This is a genomic window from Pseudomonas sp. UMAB-08 (assembly GCF_900095225.1).
In the GTDB taxonomy this organism is placed as follows: Bacteria; Pseudomonadota; Gammaproteobacteria; order Pseudomonadales; family Pseudomonadaceae; genus Aquipseudomonas.
Genome location: NZ_LT607443.1, coordinates 1 through 15,364 on the forward strand (window position 1 = coordinate 1; position 15,364 = coordinate 15,364).

Genomic DNA, 15,364 nt, shown 5'->3' on the forward strand with positions numbered 1-15,364 from the left:
TGATCAGTCGAGAACTATCGCTCGTTGAAAAGCGATAGTCGAGATACAAGGAGCTGACTTGTCTGCGAATAAGCCCGGCACGGGCTTCCGGCGGGTTCGGGTCTAACCCTGTAGCCATGATCATCTGCTAGCGGGTGTTGGATCGAGGTGCGGCAGGTGGACCGCCCTGAATGGTCTTCGCTGACAAGTCAGCTCCTACAAATAATGATCTATTTCAGATGGTTATCGATTGTTTGATAGGACTGTCGCGCAGCAAATCGGGTCAAGGTAGGAGCTGACTTGTCTGCGATAAGGTCGGCACGACCTTCCTGCTGTGGTGAATCCAGCCATTTTGCGACTGCTGCACAGTCGATTCGCAGACAAGTCATAACCCATTAAAAAGGCCAGTCAAAAGACCAGCCTTTCATCCACCAACGCCTAATTAGTTAATGCTGACCTTGTCGCGATTTTTTTCAAGGATCGCTTTGCCGATGCCTTTCACCTCAAGCAGCTCATCAATCGACGCAAACTCGCCGTTGGCTTCACGGTAAGCCACGATGGCCTTGGCCTTGGCGTCCCCCACTCCAGCCAATTCGCGCTGAAGCATCTCGGCATCCGCAGTGTTGAGATTGATTCTTTCGCCCTGCTCGGCCTGCATCATGGCTGGGGCGCTGACAGGGACCGGCGCTGAAACCTCGGCAACAGGCGCGGCACTCACAGCGACCGAAGCAGTGGTGAACAAGGCAAACAAGAAGGACGAGAGGACAGAAGTACGCATAAGTGACGCTCCATGTTATCCAGGGTGAGAGCAGCTTTCCGAAGCTGCCTCTCAAAGGTAGCCGAGCGTCGCCCCCCGTCAAAAACCGAAGCGTTACCGAATATTTGATCGTGCATGCAAAGCCATAGCGAGCATCGGCCTCGTCCTAATGCGCCCATCAGGTTCATTTGAAACAATTATTTTTCAAACCCATGCTTATTCTGCGTGGAGCGACGTAATTCTGTCGAAGCACGACACCCCCATATTTCCCCGCTCTATCCCTATGAAATAATTCATTTAAATACGTGCCAAAAAAAACGCCAAAACATAAAGTCGTCAACTTGCCGGCAGCCACACAACAGTAGCTCCGAAAAAACAAACAAAAGCCGTTTTTTTGACGACAAAAATAACGGATTTCAACTTGAACAACTTAATTTTAGAGGTAAATTTAGTTCAGGAATTTTTTGACGCTGAGCAAAAGAGGCTCAAATCCGCGGTTGTTCGGACAAAGACATACCGAATCAGGAGCAACAAAATGTTAACTTTTTTTCTGTGCTGGGGCGCTGCTTCGGTAGTCGGCACTTTAATCGCACTAAGCCTTATCTGGAGCGGGAAACGCGCAAGTCAAGAAACCAGCGAACTATCATCCCGCACTGCCCCTGATGCAGCATCAGCGTCCAGAACACTGCAGGCCTGAACACTTGCAACTTCTGCTACTGCCTGAAAACCCCCAGCAGAATCGCCCCACCTGTCATAACGGATCTTTGCGACCCTGCTGGTACATCCAGTCGACAATCTCATCCTCGGGGCTGTAGCCGCTGACCACTTCGCGAAGCAACTGACGAACACGCTCGTAGTCATTGGCGTCAACAGCGACCAGTAACTCAGTGATGCTCGCTTTCAATTGATCCCAGCTCAGATGAGCCTCATTGGCGCACATGATCATCGGGTGCTGGGTCTCGGAGACGTTATCTCCAATCAGCAGCTCCTCATAGAGCTTCTCACCAGGGCGCAGGCCAATGAACTCAAGCTCTATGTCGCCCTGAGGGTTTCGCTCCGAGCGAATGCTCAGGCCTGACAGGTGGATCATCTTTTCAGCGAGCTCAACAATTCTCACAGGCCGCCCCATGTCCAGCACAAACACATCCCCACCCTTGCCCATGGAACCCGCCTGAATAACCAACTGAGCGGCTTCAGGGATGGTCATAAAGTAACGGGTGATCTTGGGATGGGTGACAGTCAGCGGCCCGCCGCTTTTAATCTGCTTGTGGAACAGGGGGATGACTGAGCCTGACGACCCCAACACATTGCCAAACCGAACCATCGTAAAACGCGTGTTATTGACTTGGGAGACATTAGCCTTGTCGCCAAAAAGTACCGGCGCCAGTTCCCGGCTCAATGCCTGCAACGTCAGCTCCGCAAGTCTTTTGGTGCTGCCCATCACATTCGTGGGGCGCACGGCCTTATCGGTGGAGATCAATACAAAATTTGAAACACCGGACTGCAGTGCGGCCTCAGCGGTGTACAGCGTACCCATCACATTATTCAATATGCCTTCGGCAATATTGTGTTCGACCATCGGCACATGCTTATAGGCGGCAGCGTGGTAAACCGTGTCCACCTTCCAGGTGTTCATCACCTCAAGGAGTTTCCACCGGTGCTGCACCGACCCCAGAATCGGCAATAACTCAACAGGAAGCGACTCGCGTGCGATGCGCTTTTCAAGCTCACTCAGAATGCTGTAAAGATTGAACTCGCTGTGATCGAATAACAGCAGTTTTACGGGTCCAAGATGGACGATCTGCCTGCACAACTCAGAACCAATCGACCCGCCCGCCCCCGTCACCAGAACGACCTGCTCTTTAATGCAATGCTCCAGCAACTCCTCTTGAGCCGGTACCGCATCGCGACCCAGCAAATCTCCAATATCCACCTCTTGGATATCACTGACCTTAACTCGGCCACTGGCCAGGTCTGTGAAATTCGGTACGCTGCGTACGTGCAGTGGAAAGCCTTCCAGATAACCGAGAATCTCCCGACGCCGTGCACGGGTTGAAGACGGCAGTGCCAGTAACAGCTCGGTTGCGCCGGTAACATCAATCATCTGCTGGATATGCTTGGGCTTGTAGACCTGCAAGCCGGCAATCACCCGATCAGCAATGTTGGGATCATCGTCAATAAATGCCACGGGGCGCAAGACACGCCCCATGCGCAAGGCGGCAACCAGCTGGTTACCGGCGACACCGGCCCCATAGACCGCAACCTTGGTCAGGCCATCATCACGATTGGTAAACGGCACATGATGGGCACCCGAAAACCAGTCACCCATAAAATACTGGCGCATGGCGAGGCGCAGCCCGCCGATGATCACCATGCTCAACCACCAATAATTGAAGATGATCGAGCGCGGCACGAGGGTCTTGTGATCGCTGTACCAGTAAACGAAAAACGCCAGTATCAGGGCAGACAGGCTGACCGCCTTGATGATGGCAATCAGCGCATCATTGCCAAAATAGCGCATCACCGCCCGGTACATGCCGAAACGAATAAACAACGGAATAGCCACCACAGGAGCAGCGATAAATAACCAAGTGTGCTGAAACAAAGGATGAGTCACATCCTCTACCCCTAAACGAACGACGAACGACAGCAGCAGCGCAACCCAGACCAGCACGATGTCCGCACAGACCTGTATCAGCCGCTTCCGCCTTCTTGGCAGCCCCACCAGAAACGCACGTAATTTATCCATAAAACGATTAGCCCCTGAAGGCCCCATGCCTCGTGTCAATCAGCGGTGGCAATTGTACGTACCTTTGCACTTTCATCACTGAAAAATTGGACAACTGCAATGATGCTTAATTACCGCGACCGGGAGTTTCCAGTTCGCCGGCATGAAACTTAATCGCCAAGAACACCAGCGGCACATAGGCCACTATCAGCCCGAGCGTTCCATCCAGTCCAAAACAGGCTACCGCCACAGCGATAGGCAGCAACCAAAAGAGATTAATCAACCCCACGGCCAAGGTGACAGGCAAGTGCCTGCCATAGAGGCGAGAAGCAAACTGATAAGCGTGACTGCGATGCGCCTCATACACTTTATCCCCGCGTACCAAACGGCGAATCAACGTAAAGGTAGCATCGACAACAAACACCCCCAGCAAGATCAGCCACCCCCAGAATAGCTGAGGTGCAGCCCAGGCGGCCTGAAGAGACAACACCCCGAGCATCACACCCAGAAATCCGCTGCCTGCATCGCCCATAAAAATTCGGGCAGGAGGAAAGTTCCAGCACAGGAACCCAGCCACGGACACAGCCAGCAGCAGAGGTGCACCAACCAAATCAGCGTGCCCAGTAAACCCATACAGTAGGCATGCCCCCAGACACACACAGACCGCCTCTACACTGGCAAGACCGTCGATACCGTCCATGAAGTTGTAAAGGTTGAGCATCCAGACCAGATAAAACAGCGCAAGAACCGGCCCGAGCCAACCCAACGAAATCGACATGCAAAAAAAACTGATCGCGGGCAACCCGCCAAGCCAGAACAACGCCCAGGCCGCTGCTGCGAAATGCCCGAGCAAACGCCATCTAGCGGCGATATGCCCATGATCATCCATAAAGCCGATGACCGCGACCAGCACCCCTGCCCCGCCAGCCGCTAAAAATGTCGCAGGCGTAAGCCCCTCAAGCCAACATAAAAACCCAAGGGACAAAAGAAACGCCAACACAATGGCCACTCCCCCACCACGGGGCGTAGGCAAAGAGTGAGAACTTCGATCATTAGGGATGTCCAGCAGACTCCGGGCAAGCGCATAGCGGCGCAGAGCAGCAGTTAGAACGAACGATACAACAGCGATTGCGGGGGTAAGCCACCAATAATTCATGAGTTACGTGATTCCAGAAAATGTTGTGCGGTCAGTCGTAAACCTTGATCCAGACTGACCGGAGGCTTCCAGCCTAATAACGCTTGGTTTTTGCTGATATCCACTTGCAGCGACCCAAACAACCGCTGGGACAGACTTCGCCGCCCGAGCAACTCGGCGATGCCTTGTAGCAACCAGCCCGGCACCGGTAACAGCCGCGCGGGCTTGCCGAGCGCACAGGCCAGCTTGCGCAACAGGTCAGTCGTGGAAACATCCTCACCATCACTGACCAAAAAAGTCTGGTTCGCAGCACGTGGATGATCAATGCATAAAACGATGAGACTGATCAGGTTGTCTAACGCCACCAGGCTGCGCCGGTTATGAATCGCGCCCAAGGGCAATGGAATCCCCCTGGACAGCCAACGCATCATACTCAAGAAATTCGCCTTCACTCCCGGGCCATACACCAGCACCGGACGAATAATGACCACCGCCATGCCCGTCGATTCTGCCAGTTCATACAAACCCTGTTCAGCCTCTAGCTTGGAAACGCCGTAAGCCTCGACAGGAGCAGGCACGTCCTCCGCCGAGAACGACTTGCCCGGCAAAGTAGCTTCGCCATTGACCTTGATCGAACTGATGAAAATGAATCGCTTAACACCGGCAGCCGCAGCCTGACGCGCAAGATTGAGCGTGCCCTCGACATTCACCTTGCGAAACTCAACCAAAGGGTCTTGCGCGGACTCGTTCATCACATGTACGCGCGCCGAAGCATGCACGACAACCTCAACGCCAGACAACGCGGACTGCCAGTTCGTCGACGCATCAAGGTCCGCTATAGGCAGAACCGCTACAGACGCGGGAAAGCAAACACGCAGATGTCTAACAGGGGCCCTAACTGAAAAAGCTTCGGATAAAGCGAGGTGCCTGACGAGCGAGGCTCCCAGAAAACCGCTCGCACCGGTGACAAGAATTGATCGACCAACCATTTCGATGACTCTGAATGATACAAGCGCAGAAGCGAGACGACAGATGATACTGACCAGACAAAAAACCGTCTTTATATAATCTCGGAGAGGTTGAGGCTAGCATCGATCTCGCGAGCCTTAAAGCCAGCGACGCGAAGCCGTAAACTCTCAACTCTCCGCATCCCTAACCCCTATTACTGCAAAAGCTCGTTATATAGTTTTGCATAGGACTCAGCCATAATATCAGCCGAAAATATTGCCTCGTACCGTCGCAAGGCGTTTTTTCCCATCGTGGATGCCATCTCTGGATTCTGCCAAAGAGACAGCATAGCCTGCCCCAGGGCACCAGAATCACAGGGGGGGACTACCAAGCCTGTTTCACCAGCGATATTTATAAAGGTAGTCCCAGTACCAATTTCACACGAAATCATTGGTTTACCGAACATAGCGCCCTCCAGTAATGAGATCCCAAAAGATTCGGACCTTAAGTGCGATGGAAAGACGAATGCATAGCACAACTCAAGTAAAGCAGCCTTATCGTCGTCCGGCAAAGAACCCAAAAAATAAACATTTGTCAGACCTAACTGTAACGCGTGCGCCTTGAGCTCTTCTTCAAGATGCCCTCCACCCAAAATAACAACCGGCAGCAGGGTAGTCTGAGCCGCCGCTAAAAGGTAGTCCAGCCCCTTATAGTATCGAAGTGCACCCACAAACAGAAAGAAACGATTTCCAACCAGCCCGCGCCAATAATTTAACTTTTCAGCAGACGGTTCTGGATATGTCCCTCGATCCAAGCCGTAAGGAATCACACGAACCTTGCTTTTAAATCTATTTAGCACCGGACTACTTTGAACATAATTTGGCGAAGAGGCAACAATACGATCCACGCCGGACAAGAACCGCCCCATCAACGGTTGATATAGTTTCAGCAGCGTTTTTTGCTTGATAATATCCGAATGATAACTAACCACTGTTGGTTTATGAATGCGGCTGGCGAAGTGCACAAGATCCATTAAAGGCCACGGAAAATGGTAATGAATCACGTCTGCTCTCTTTGCCAGCGCCGCGAAATCCTTAAACACAGAAAGCGAAAACCCGGTCGACGCAAGCTGGAAATCAAGTTTTGAACGGTGACTCACGTGGCGACCAACGACTTCATCTCTTGCTGCGCCTTGGCGGCTCAGCGACAAGACCTCGGATTCAAATCCGTGACGGGCTCCTCCCTCGGCGATTTGAAAAATCACCTGTTCAATGCCACCCATGGTTTCTGGATAGTACGTTTTGAAGAAATGGAGGACCTTAATCATTAACCTTTAACCACCGTCTTATAAACCTGCAGCGTTTCCATAGCGCACCGTTCCCAAGAGAAAGAAGCGGCATGCAGTAACCCTTCTTCAATAGCCGTTGTACGCCACGACTCATCCTCAAGCCCTTTCTGTATGAGCCCAGTCAACGCTTCAACATCCGTTGGTTCACACATCAAGGCAGCGTTGCCAGCCACTTCCGGGAGAGATGAGCTGTTTGAACATACCACCGGCACCCCCGAACTCATTGCTTCAAGTACCGGCAAGCCAAAACCTTCATATAAAGAAGGAAATACAAAAAGGCGCGCCCCAGCAAATAGCAACGGCAAATCTTCGCTTGGGACGAACCCCAGGTAACGCGCCCATCCCTCGCGCTTAGCCACTTCCAATCGCTCGTGGATAGCGTCATTCCGCCATCCATGGTAACCCGTCAAGATCAACGGCCAACGAGTACGAAGCGCCAAGGGCAATCGGGAATAGGCATCCAGCAAGGTCTCGATGTTCTTGCGCGGCTCGATTGTGCCTACAAAAAGGCTGTAGCCGCCGACTTCAAGGCCGTGTCGCTTAAGGGCGTCACGAAGAATGAGCGGGCTGCGAGGATGGAACTCGGCAGAGCTGGCGAGAGGAACGGTATGAATACGCTCTATTGGCCAGGCAAAGTACTCTGCTAGCTCACGACGGGTGTACTCGGAATCAGTAATCAAGGCATCCGCCCTGAGCAAGGTGGTCTTCAGCTCTTTCTGCAAATAGCGGGCAAGCTGAGGGGCATGACAGTGCGCCCAAGTGAATGGCGAAAGGTCATGGAATGTTGCAACGCTACGCCCAGCAAACGGCGGCAGGTAGTAATTGGGGCTATGGTACAGAAAGTCAGCATGCCCTTTTAATGCTCGCTTGCGCAGCATCGGCATCAGAAGCCGATAAGCCTCGATCGCCAGAAAATTCTTCTGCACTGCACGCTTCAAGCTATAGCCATTACCTGACTCGTTAGCCGCAATGGGCAGGCTTGGCAGGAATCGCCGACCAGCAAAGAACTGCAGGTCCGTAATTTCAGGACTCTGCTGAAGTCGCAGAGCCAGCTCGTAGGTATAACGACCAATGCCGGTCAGCGGAAAGCGGACCGGCTCAACAGAAAGGACTAACTTCATTATTCAGCCGTCAACATCCAGCTCAACGTTTCACCCAAAGCCGGCGTTTGCCAACCCGGGAGCAACGAACGTAGCCGAGAATTATCCCCACACAGCGTCTTAACCTCGTTGGCACGGACAAATGCTGGATTTACCTCGACCTGAATGTCGTGACCGGTAAAAACCTTGCATATCTCGATCACTTCACGAAGCGAATGAGTAGTCCCCGAGCTGACATTGACTGTCTGCCCTATCGGCTTGGCCTCAATAAGACCACGATAGGCTTGGACCAACGCACGCACATCGCTGAAATCGCGCCACACATCCAGATTGCCCAATTCGATTTTTTCGGCCTTACGGCGGAAGTGCGACACGATTTTGGGCAAAAGGAAGTTATCGGCTTGGCCGACACCCGTGTAGTTGAACGGACGAGTAATGACGAGAGGCAAACGCTCNCACAAATTGGCCATGCACTCCATGGCCAATTTGCTCACGGCATAATCGTTGGCTGGCGATGGCTGCGTAGACTCGCTCAACAAGCCTGCTGAAGCATTGCCGTAAACGTTGGCACTGCTGGCGAGCAACACACAATCGAGTTTTTTGCCGCAATCCGCGATTGCCACAAGCAGGTTGCGCGTCCCGATCAAATTGACCTGATAGAACGCCTCCGCAGCTCCGTGCCCAACAAAGGCAAGTGCTGCAAGGTGGACAACAACATCTGGCTGAATCTGTGCCAGCAAGGTGCTAAGACCAGAACCATCAGCCAGATCTACCTGGTGATAATTTTCATCGTCGGAGGGCTGACTGCCCAACCCGATGACCTCATAACCATTGGCTTGCAGCTCATCGGCCATGTAGCGACCGGTGAAGCCATGAATACCTGTAATCAGCGCACGCTTGCCAGCAATACTCATCAGAATGAAAAGCCTTGTTCATTACGACGAAGGTCCGCTTCAACCATCATGCGGCACAATTCCTCCAAGGAGGTCTTTGGTTCCCAGCCCAACACTTCTTTCGCCTTGACGGGGTTACCGATCAGTAACTCGACTTCAGTAGGACGGTAGAATTTCGGGTTGATCGTCACCAACACTTTGCCCGTGGCAGCATCCGTACCCTGTTCGGCTTCAGCCTCGCCAGCCCAGGAAATGGTGATACCGACGGCCTTGAACGCCATGGACACAAAGTCGCGAACGGTTTCGGTACGGTTAGTCGCGAGCACAAAGGTATCTGGCTCATCAGCCTGCAGCATACGCCACATGCCTTCAACGTACTCCTTGGCAAAACCCCAGTCGCGCTTGGCATCCATGTTGCCCAGTTCCATCTTGTCCAGCAGGCCCAGCTTGATCTTGGCAACAGAGTCCGTAATCTTGCGCGTCACGAACTCACGACCACGCAACGGCGACTCATGGTTGAACAGGATGCCGCTCGTCGCGAATATGCCATAGGACTCGCGGTAGTTGATGGTCATCCAATGAGCGTACAGCTTGGCCACACCGTAGGGGCTACGCGGATAGAAAGGGGTACTTTCGATCTGCGGAATAGCCTGAACCTTGCCGAACATTTCGGAAGTGGACGCTTGGTAGAAACGCACCTTAGGGTTGACGATGCGAATCGCCTCCAGCAGGTTCACTGCACCCATGCCAGTGATTTCAGCCGTAGTGAGCGGTTGATCAAATGAAACGCCCACGAAGCTTTGCGCCGCAAGGTTGTAGACCTCGGTAGCTTCAGTGGTTTGCAGCAAGCGAATGCTGGCAGAGAGGTCTGTCAGGTCGTACTCGACCAAATGTAGATTGGGATGCTTATGGACGCCCAGCTCTTCAATCCGCCAGAAATTGACAGAACTGGTACGACGGTATGTGCCGTAGACGGTGTACCCCTTACCCAGCAGCAGTTCCGCCAGGTAGGCGCCGTCTTGACCAGTGATGCCGGTAACGATAGCTTTCATGCGGATTCTTTGAACTCCATTCAAGTGCTCTGAAAGTACGGTTTAGGTGAAATATTGCACAAGCAAAGGCGGCATATTACAGCTTCTGCAGGCATCGAACCAAGCATCATAATGGATACGCTTTGATACGACGAAAAGCAAACGCACTAGCCTATGCAACGACCTCAAGCTATACCTTGCGCGGGCACAAATTGAGGGGTGTTGATTTTTTCCAGGGCAAACTCATATTCTCAGGACTATCCCATCAAAAACTGCGCTTCAAAATCAGCCGGAGATTCTCGTCACCCCGGCCTGCTTTTTTGCGCAGCGCCTTGACGCCGATGCCCTTGAAGTATTATTTCGCAGTGTTCACCATGTTGAACACCACATGGCGTAAAATGGCCATGGTTCTGCGGTGCATGGTCCTTGCGCACGGTTGATTGATCTTCCAGTGTCCATAGCCCAATGAGCGCGTACCGCCTGGGCGATTTGCCTGGCATTGGCTGGCAAACTGGTGATGAAGAAACGTCGATCAACACTGATGCGCCCCTTGAACTCTTGCGTCTCCTCAATCATGAATCATGGCGATGCGTGTCAGCCCGCTCCATGTCGGTTTTTATTCCAGCCATTGCGCGACTCAACGCGCCCGGCATCGATCTCACTACTGTAGGTGTCACTGATTGCCATGGGTATGGGCTTGGCTGCCTGTGCCTGCAAAAACAAGCGGACATCGTCGTTGAGCGTGCCTTGGTTGCCCTTGAGCGCCAAAACGTAATCGGCTCCCTTGTCCCGTATCTTTTTGGCAATGCCGCGCTGGCAACCCACCGCATCAATCATGAGCATGTGCCCTGTGACATCAGTCTGGTTCACTACATAAAAGTGTAGAGGCAAAGCATGCCATTTCAGCGTTATAAATTACTCTTCACCCAAGCACCTCGCTTTGCAAGGAGCAAAGAAAACATGTCCTCTTCACATCACCCATTCGTATACGCGATCTTATCCATCCGATTGTTGCCGGCCTGATTTCGGTCATCGTCAACTATGGTGGCACTTTCATTCTGATCTTTCAGGCCGCCGAGGTCGCCGGGGTCGGCCCCGAGCTGACGGCTTCGTGGGTGTGGTCGATGTCGATTGGCGCGGGCATTACCGAACTGTTTCTCAACTGGGTGACCCGTAAACCGATCATTACTGCTTGGTCGACATCCGCGGCGGCCTTTATGGTCGTCGCGCTTGCAACCACCGCCTATGCCGAGGCGATAGGTGCGTACATCATTTCGGCCGCCGCCTTTGTGCTGCTAGTGTGCCGTCTCTGAAAAAAGTTTCTAACCTGAGCTATGCTTCTGTGGTCAGTCAGTGCTTGGAGTGATCACATGAGTTCTCCGGACATCGTGCTCAGTGAAGACGAATAAATTGAACTGAGTCGGCGCATAAGATCAGCCACGATCCTTCAGCGCGACGGTTGTCGGGCGCGGGTGATTTTGCTAGCCGCTCGAGGTTGCTCTCGTAACGAGACTGCCCAGTTGACCGGTCTCTCCGTTGTTTCAGTCACCCACTGGTGCAAGCGTTTTCAAGAGCTGCGCCTACAAGGCCTGGTGGATCTGCCCGGACGAGGTCGCAAGCCATCCCCGCCGGCCGAAGCGTTGAAACGGACCCTTGAGCAAGTCACTCAGCCGCGTATCGGTCAGCCTCGCTGGAGCTGTCGAAGCATGGCGCGAGTCGCCGGCATCTCACCGGCCAGCGTCCAGCGCATATGGGCCGCCAACGACATAAAACCTCACCTGACACGCACCTTCAAACTGTCCAACGATCCAAACTTCCAAGAGAAATTCTGGTACGTCATTGGACTGTATCTGGATCCACCGGATAAGGCATTGGTGCTGTGTTGCGATGTATGGTCAGCCCATCTTTTGCAACCTCGTTGACTGTATTCAATAAAGTAGGCTTGCGCTAATGTATTCGGGCTCATTGAGTGCGGGTTCTTAGCGCTCGGCCCTTGATGAGTAGCCGCTCCCGTCTGTCCTTAAAAAGCCAACAGCTTCTAACGCTGACTTTCATCTCAGGTTTTCAGTCGGGTCGTGTGCCGTTTACTGTCATCAGTCAGTGACGTCGCAAAAGCCAGTGGTAAAGCTGTACATTCAAACGTTCGGATGTGGATTGTACTGTCCTCCTTTTGCCAATACCGCCCACACGATCCGCGCCATTTTATTGGCCAAGGCGCATGCCACCACGTTGGAGTGCCGCCGCGTTAGCAAACTTCTCACCCAGGGCCCCAAGGCATCATCACGTTTATCGATGTGTTGCATGATCGCACGAGCCCCTTGCACCAATAGTTGTCGTATGTGCTTGTCGCCGCGCTTGCTGATACCCAGCAGTTTCGTTTGTCCTCCGGTCGAATACTGGCGTGGTACCAAACCCAGCGATGCGGCGAAGTCACGACCGTTGTGGTAATTTGAGGCGTCTCCTGCATCTGCCACCAGAGCACTAGCGGTAATCGGCCCTATGCCCGGAATACTCAGCAGGCGAGTGCCCGCATCGTCCTCTTTCAACTGCTGCTTGAGTTCGTACTCAATGTCCTTGATCTCGGCCGAGAGCCCCTGTATCTCCTGATACAAGCGCATGACGACACTTTTCAAGCGAACAGGCACAGGATGCGTGGCGTCATCCAGCAGAGCTGGCACACGCTGCAAGGCAGCGGGGCCGATGGACAAAGTGATGCCGAACTCCAGCAAGAAAGCATGGATCTGGTTGGTCGCCGCTGTTCGATTACCAATCAATGAATCGCGAACCCGGTGAAGCGCTGCCAGGGTTTGTTGCTCGACAGTTTTGATCGAGCAGAAGCGCATGCTGGGGCGGCTCGCCGCCTCGCAAATCGCTTCGGCATCAATGAAGTCGTTTTTATTGCCTTTGACAAAAGGTTTGACGTATTGAGGGGCGATCAGCTTCACGGTATGGCCCAATTCGCCGATTTGGCGGGCCAGCCAATGCGCACCTCCGCAGGACTCCATCGCTACCGTACATACGGGTAGCTGTGCCAGAAATGGCAGTAGACAACTGCGGTTGAGCTTCTTACGCAACACCTGATGTCCCTTGGAATCCTGGCCGTGCAGGTGGAAGGTGTTTTTGCCTATGTCGATACCCAAAAGCGCCATGGTAGTCATGAGAGATCCTCCTTCGGTAAAGAGAGAAACCCGGTAAGTTTAGACTTGCCGGGTCTCTCAGGCCGGGCTGACCATCTCATTAAGCCAGGTTCAGGCCTTGGAGCGCACCCAGCCGGGACTGCCTTTGGGGATCGGGCATATCCGCACGCAATCGCACGATTACGTCCGCCATGGCACCGTCACCTTATTCACCGCTCTGGATTACCTTCAGGGACGCTTGATCAGTTCCATCGAGCGCCAACACCGGCATCAGGAATGGCTGGAGTTTCTCAAGAAGATCAATCGAGAAACGCCCAAGCAGCTCCAATTGCATCTGATCGTGGACAATTACGCCACGCATAAACACCCGAAAGTGAAGGCATGGCTTGAGAAGCATAAGCGCTTCCACATGCACTTCACCCCGACATCCAGCTCGTGGATGAACATGGTTGAACGCTTCTTTCGCGATATCACGGTGTACCTGCGTGACGGCAGTTTCAGTTCGGTTCGCGAACTCGAAAGCTCGATCACCACGTTCCTGGCACTGCGAAATACGCAGCCGACTCGCTACGTCTGGAGCGCCAAGGGGGAAGATATTTTGAACAAGATACAGCGAGCCCGTGAGGCAATGGCCTCCCAGGCATGAGGAACTTTATTTATGAGACTGTACACTAGGTCGGCACGCAGAAATATCCGTTTATACTTTTGTGATATTGGCTCGCACAATGCCCGCTCTAGAAAAACGCTTACATTAAAATTATGTTGTGGCGGCGGATTTTCAGGTTGTTGGAGCAGCTTTTGTGGAGGGCCGTCACTCCCTGGGCAAGCTGTAAGTCCGCCTAACACACCTTGTGTGATTAAGCTGGCGTTTTCGGCGCGCGGAAAAATTCGACAAAACGCATAGGTCGCGCAACTATTGGTGGAAACCACGCGCACTGTGTGACTGCCTACTCAACCCACTGGATTGTTATTATCGACATGTCTGATGCTCCTGTCTTAATCACCGGCGGCGCCGGTTTCATTGGTTCCCACCTGGCCGATGCGCTACTCGCCAATGGCTATTGCGTGCGAGTTCTGGATGATCTTTCCACTGGCAAACGCAGTAACCTGCCGCTGGGTAACCCTCGGATTGAACTGGTCGAAGGCGACGTTGCCGACGCAGCATTAGTGGTCCGTGCCGCCATGGGCTGTCAGGCCGTTGTGCATCTGGCGGCGGTAGCGTCAGTGCAAGCATCGGTGGACGATCCGGTTCGCACCCATCAAAGCAATTTCATAGGCACGCTGAACGTCTGCGAAGCGATGCGTCAAGCGGGTATCAAGCGGGTGCTGTTTGCCTCCAGCGCAGCGGTGTATGGCAACAATGGCGACGGCGAGTCGATCAGCGAAGACACGCCCGAGGTTCCGCTGACACCTTATGCATCGGATAAGCTGTCGAGCGAGCACTACCTGGATTTCTATCGCCGCCAGCACGCTCTGGAACCGGTGGTATTTCGCTTCTTCAACATTTTCGGCCCGCGCCAAGCTGCATCATCGCCTTACTCTGGGGTGATAAGCATCTTCGCCGAGCGCGCAGAAAAAGGCCTACCGATTACAGTCTTTGGCGATGGCGAACAAACTCGTGATTTCTTTTACGTGGGTGACCTGGTGAAGATACTGACACAAGCACTGGAGCTACCAAATGCCGAAGAAGGCGCGATCAACGTCGGCCTGAACCAAGCGACATCTCTGAATCAGCTGCTGTCGGCGTTATCCGAGATGTTGGGCGAGTTGCCTGCGATCTCTTATCAGCCGGCCCGCTCTGGTGATATCCGTCACTCGCGGGCCAACAACCGGCGTTTGCTTGATCGCTTAAAGCTTGCTGAGCCGACACCGCTGAGTGTCGGACTAGCTCGGTTACTCGGACGTTGACAGCCCCTGAAAAAAAGCTTATCCGAGCGTGCTTCATTAAAGGCTTGCGTAAGCGCCCCGAACACAAGGTGCGGCATGAGCTGGTCGATGTTCACTGTGCCCAGGGGCCGACGCAAACATGGGAAAATATGCGTCATTGACCGCGTGTCGCCCAAGATCAAATGCGTTTAGTCGCAGACACGAGCTAAGGTCAAACATACCTTCAGGGTGATCAACCTTAGTTTGGCTAGTGTCATGTTTTCGAAATAAATTTTCTGCATCTTTGGCTACACTTTCCCTGTCATTCAGCACTCGGGGTGCAAGTGAACGCCCAAGAGATTATCCTTAGTCCAGAAGAACAGACCGAACTGAACCGTCGTGTACGCTCAGCCATCATCAGTCAGCGCGACGGCCGTCGCGC

At 53.3% G+C, this 15,364-nt stretch carries 11 protein-coding genes and 3 pseudogenes; 4 read left to right on the top strand and 10 right to left on the bottom strand.

The window, feature by feature from the left end; all coding sequences use genetic code 11:
- Positions 1-421 precede the first annotated feature (421 nt).
- The 9 genes from K0F75_RS25145 to K0F75_RS25185 form a co-directional block, all read right to left on the bottom strand.
- Complete coding sequence (locus tag K0F75_RS25145; protein WP_219064668.1) at positions 422-757, bottom strand: helix-hairpin-helix domain-containing protein; 336 nt, start codon at positions 755-757, stop codon at positions 422-424.
- Between the two features lie 730 nt (positions 758-1,487).
- Positions 1,488-3,485 (bottom strand): nucleoside-diphosphate sugar epimerase/dehydratase, encoded by a 1,998-nt coding sequence (locus tag K0F75_RS25150; protein ID WP_219064669.1) that lies wholly within the window; start codon positions 3,483-3,485, stop codon positions 1,488-1,490.
- 106 nt (positions 3,486-3,591) lie between these two features.
- Positions 3,592-4,620 (bottom strand): glycosyltransferase family 4 protein, encoded by a 1,029-nt coding sequence (locus tag K0F75_RS25155; protein ID WP_219064670.1) that lies wholly within the window; start codon positions 4,618-4,620, stop codon positions 3,592-3,594.
- Positions 4,617-5,588 carry an SDR family oxidoreductase gene (locus K0F75_RS25160; protein ID WP_219064671.1) on the bottom strand — a complete coding sequence of 324 codons (972 nt, stop codon included), beginning with the start codon at positions 5,586-5,588 and terminating at the stop codon, positions 4,617-4,619. Before K0F75_RS25160 ends, K0F75_RS25155 begins: the two co-directional genes overlap by 4 nt.
- A gap of 173 nt (positions 5,589-5,761) precedes the next feature.
- On the bottom strand, positions 5,762-6,874 hold the full coding sequence (locus tag K0F75_RS25165; protein WP_306823074.1) for a glycosyltransferase family 4 protein: 1,113 nt from the start codon (positions 6,872-6,874) through the stop codon (positions 5,762-5,764).
- Positions 6,874-8,016, bottom strand: coding sequence for a glycosyltransferase family 1 protein (locus K0F75_RS25170; RefSeq protein WP_219064672.1), 1,143 nt, complete (start codon positions 8,014-8,016; stop codon positions 6,874-6,876). Before K0F75_RS25170 ends, K0F75_RS25165 begins: the two co-directional genes overlap by 1 nt.
- Positions 8,016-8,909: a GDP-mannose 4,6-dehydratase gene (locus K0F75_RS25175; protein ID WP_219064673.1), complete on the bottom strand. Its 894-nt coding sequence runs from the start codon at positions 8,907-8,909 to the stop codon at positions 8,016-8,018. The genes K0F75_RS25170 and K0F75_RS25175 overlap by 1 nt, the downstream gene beginning before the upstream one ends.
- Positions 8,909-9,940: a GDP-mannose 4,6-dehydratase gene (gene gmd / locus K0F75_RS25180; RefSeq protein WP_219064674.1), complete on the bottom strand. Its 1,032-nt coding sequence runs from the start codon at positions 9,938-9,940 to the stop codon at positions 8,909-8,911. Before gmd ends, K0F75_RS25175 begins: the two co-directional genes overlap by 1 nt.
- A gap of 573 nt (positions 9,941-10,513) precedes the next feature.
- A complete protein-coding gene (locus K0F75_RS25185; RefSeq protein ID WP_219064675.1) occupies positions 10,514-10,756 on the bottom strand; it encodes a hypothetical protein in 243 nt (80 codons plus the stop codon).
- Positions 10,757-10,899: 143 nt separating this feature from the next.
- Here K0F75_RS25185 and K0F75_RS25190 point away from each other — a divergent pair.
- A pseudogene (locus K0F75_RS25190) lies at positions 10,900-11,217 on the top strand (benzoate/H(+) symporter BenE family transporter); the annotation flags it as partial.
- A gap of 111 nt (positions 11,218-11,328) precedes the next feature.
- A pseudogene (locus K0F75_RS25195) lies at positions 11,329-11,808 on the top strand (IS630 family transposase); the annotation flags it as partial.
- A gap of 246 nt (positions 11,809-12,054) precedes the next feature.
- Here the strand turns inward: K0F75_RS25195 and K0F75_RS25200 are convergent.
- Positions 12,055-13,077 carry an IS110 family transposase gene (locus tag K0F75_RS25200; protein WP_219064676.1) on the bottom strand — a complete coding sequence of 341 codons (1,023 nt, stop codon included), beginning with the start codon at positions 13,075-13,077 and terminating at the stop codon, positions 12,055-12,057.
- Between the two features lie 82 nt (positions 13,078-13,159).
- On the opposite strand from K0F75_RS25200, the pseudogene K0F75_RS25205 reads away from it, so the two are divergent.
- A pseudogene (locus tag K0F75_RS25205) lies at positions 13,160-13,702 on the top strand (IS630 family transposase); the annotation flags it as partial.
- A 332-nt stretch (positions 13,703-14,034) separates the two neighbouring features.
- A complete protein-coding gene (locus K0F75_RS25210; protein ID WP_219064677.1) occupies positions 14,035-14,964 on the top strand; it encodes an NAD-dependent epimerase/dehydratase family protein in 930 nt (309 codons plus the stop codon).
- The last annotated feature ends 400 nt before the right edge of the window (positions 14,965-15,364 follow it).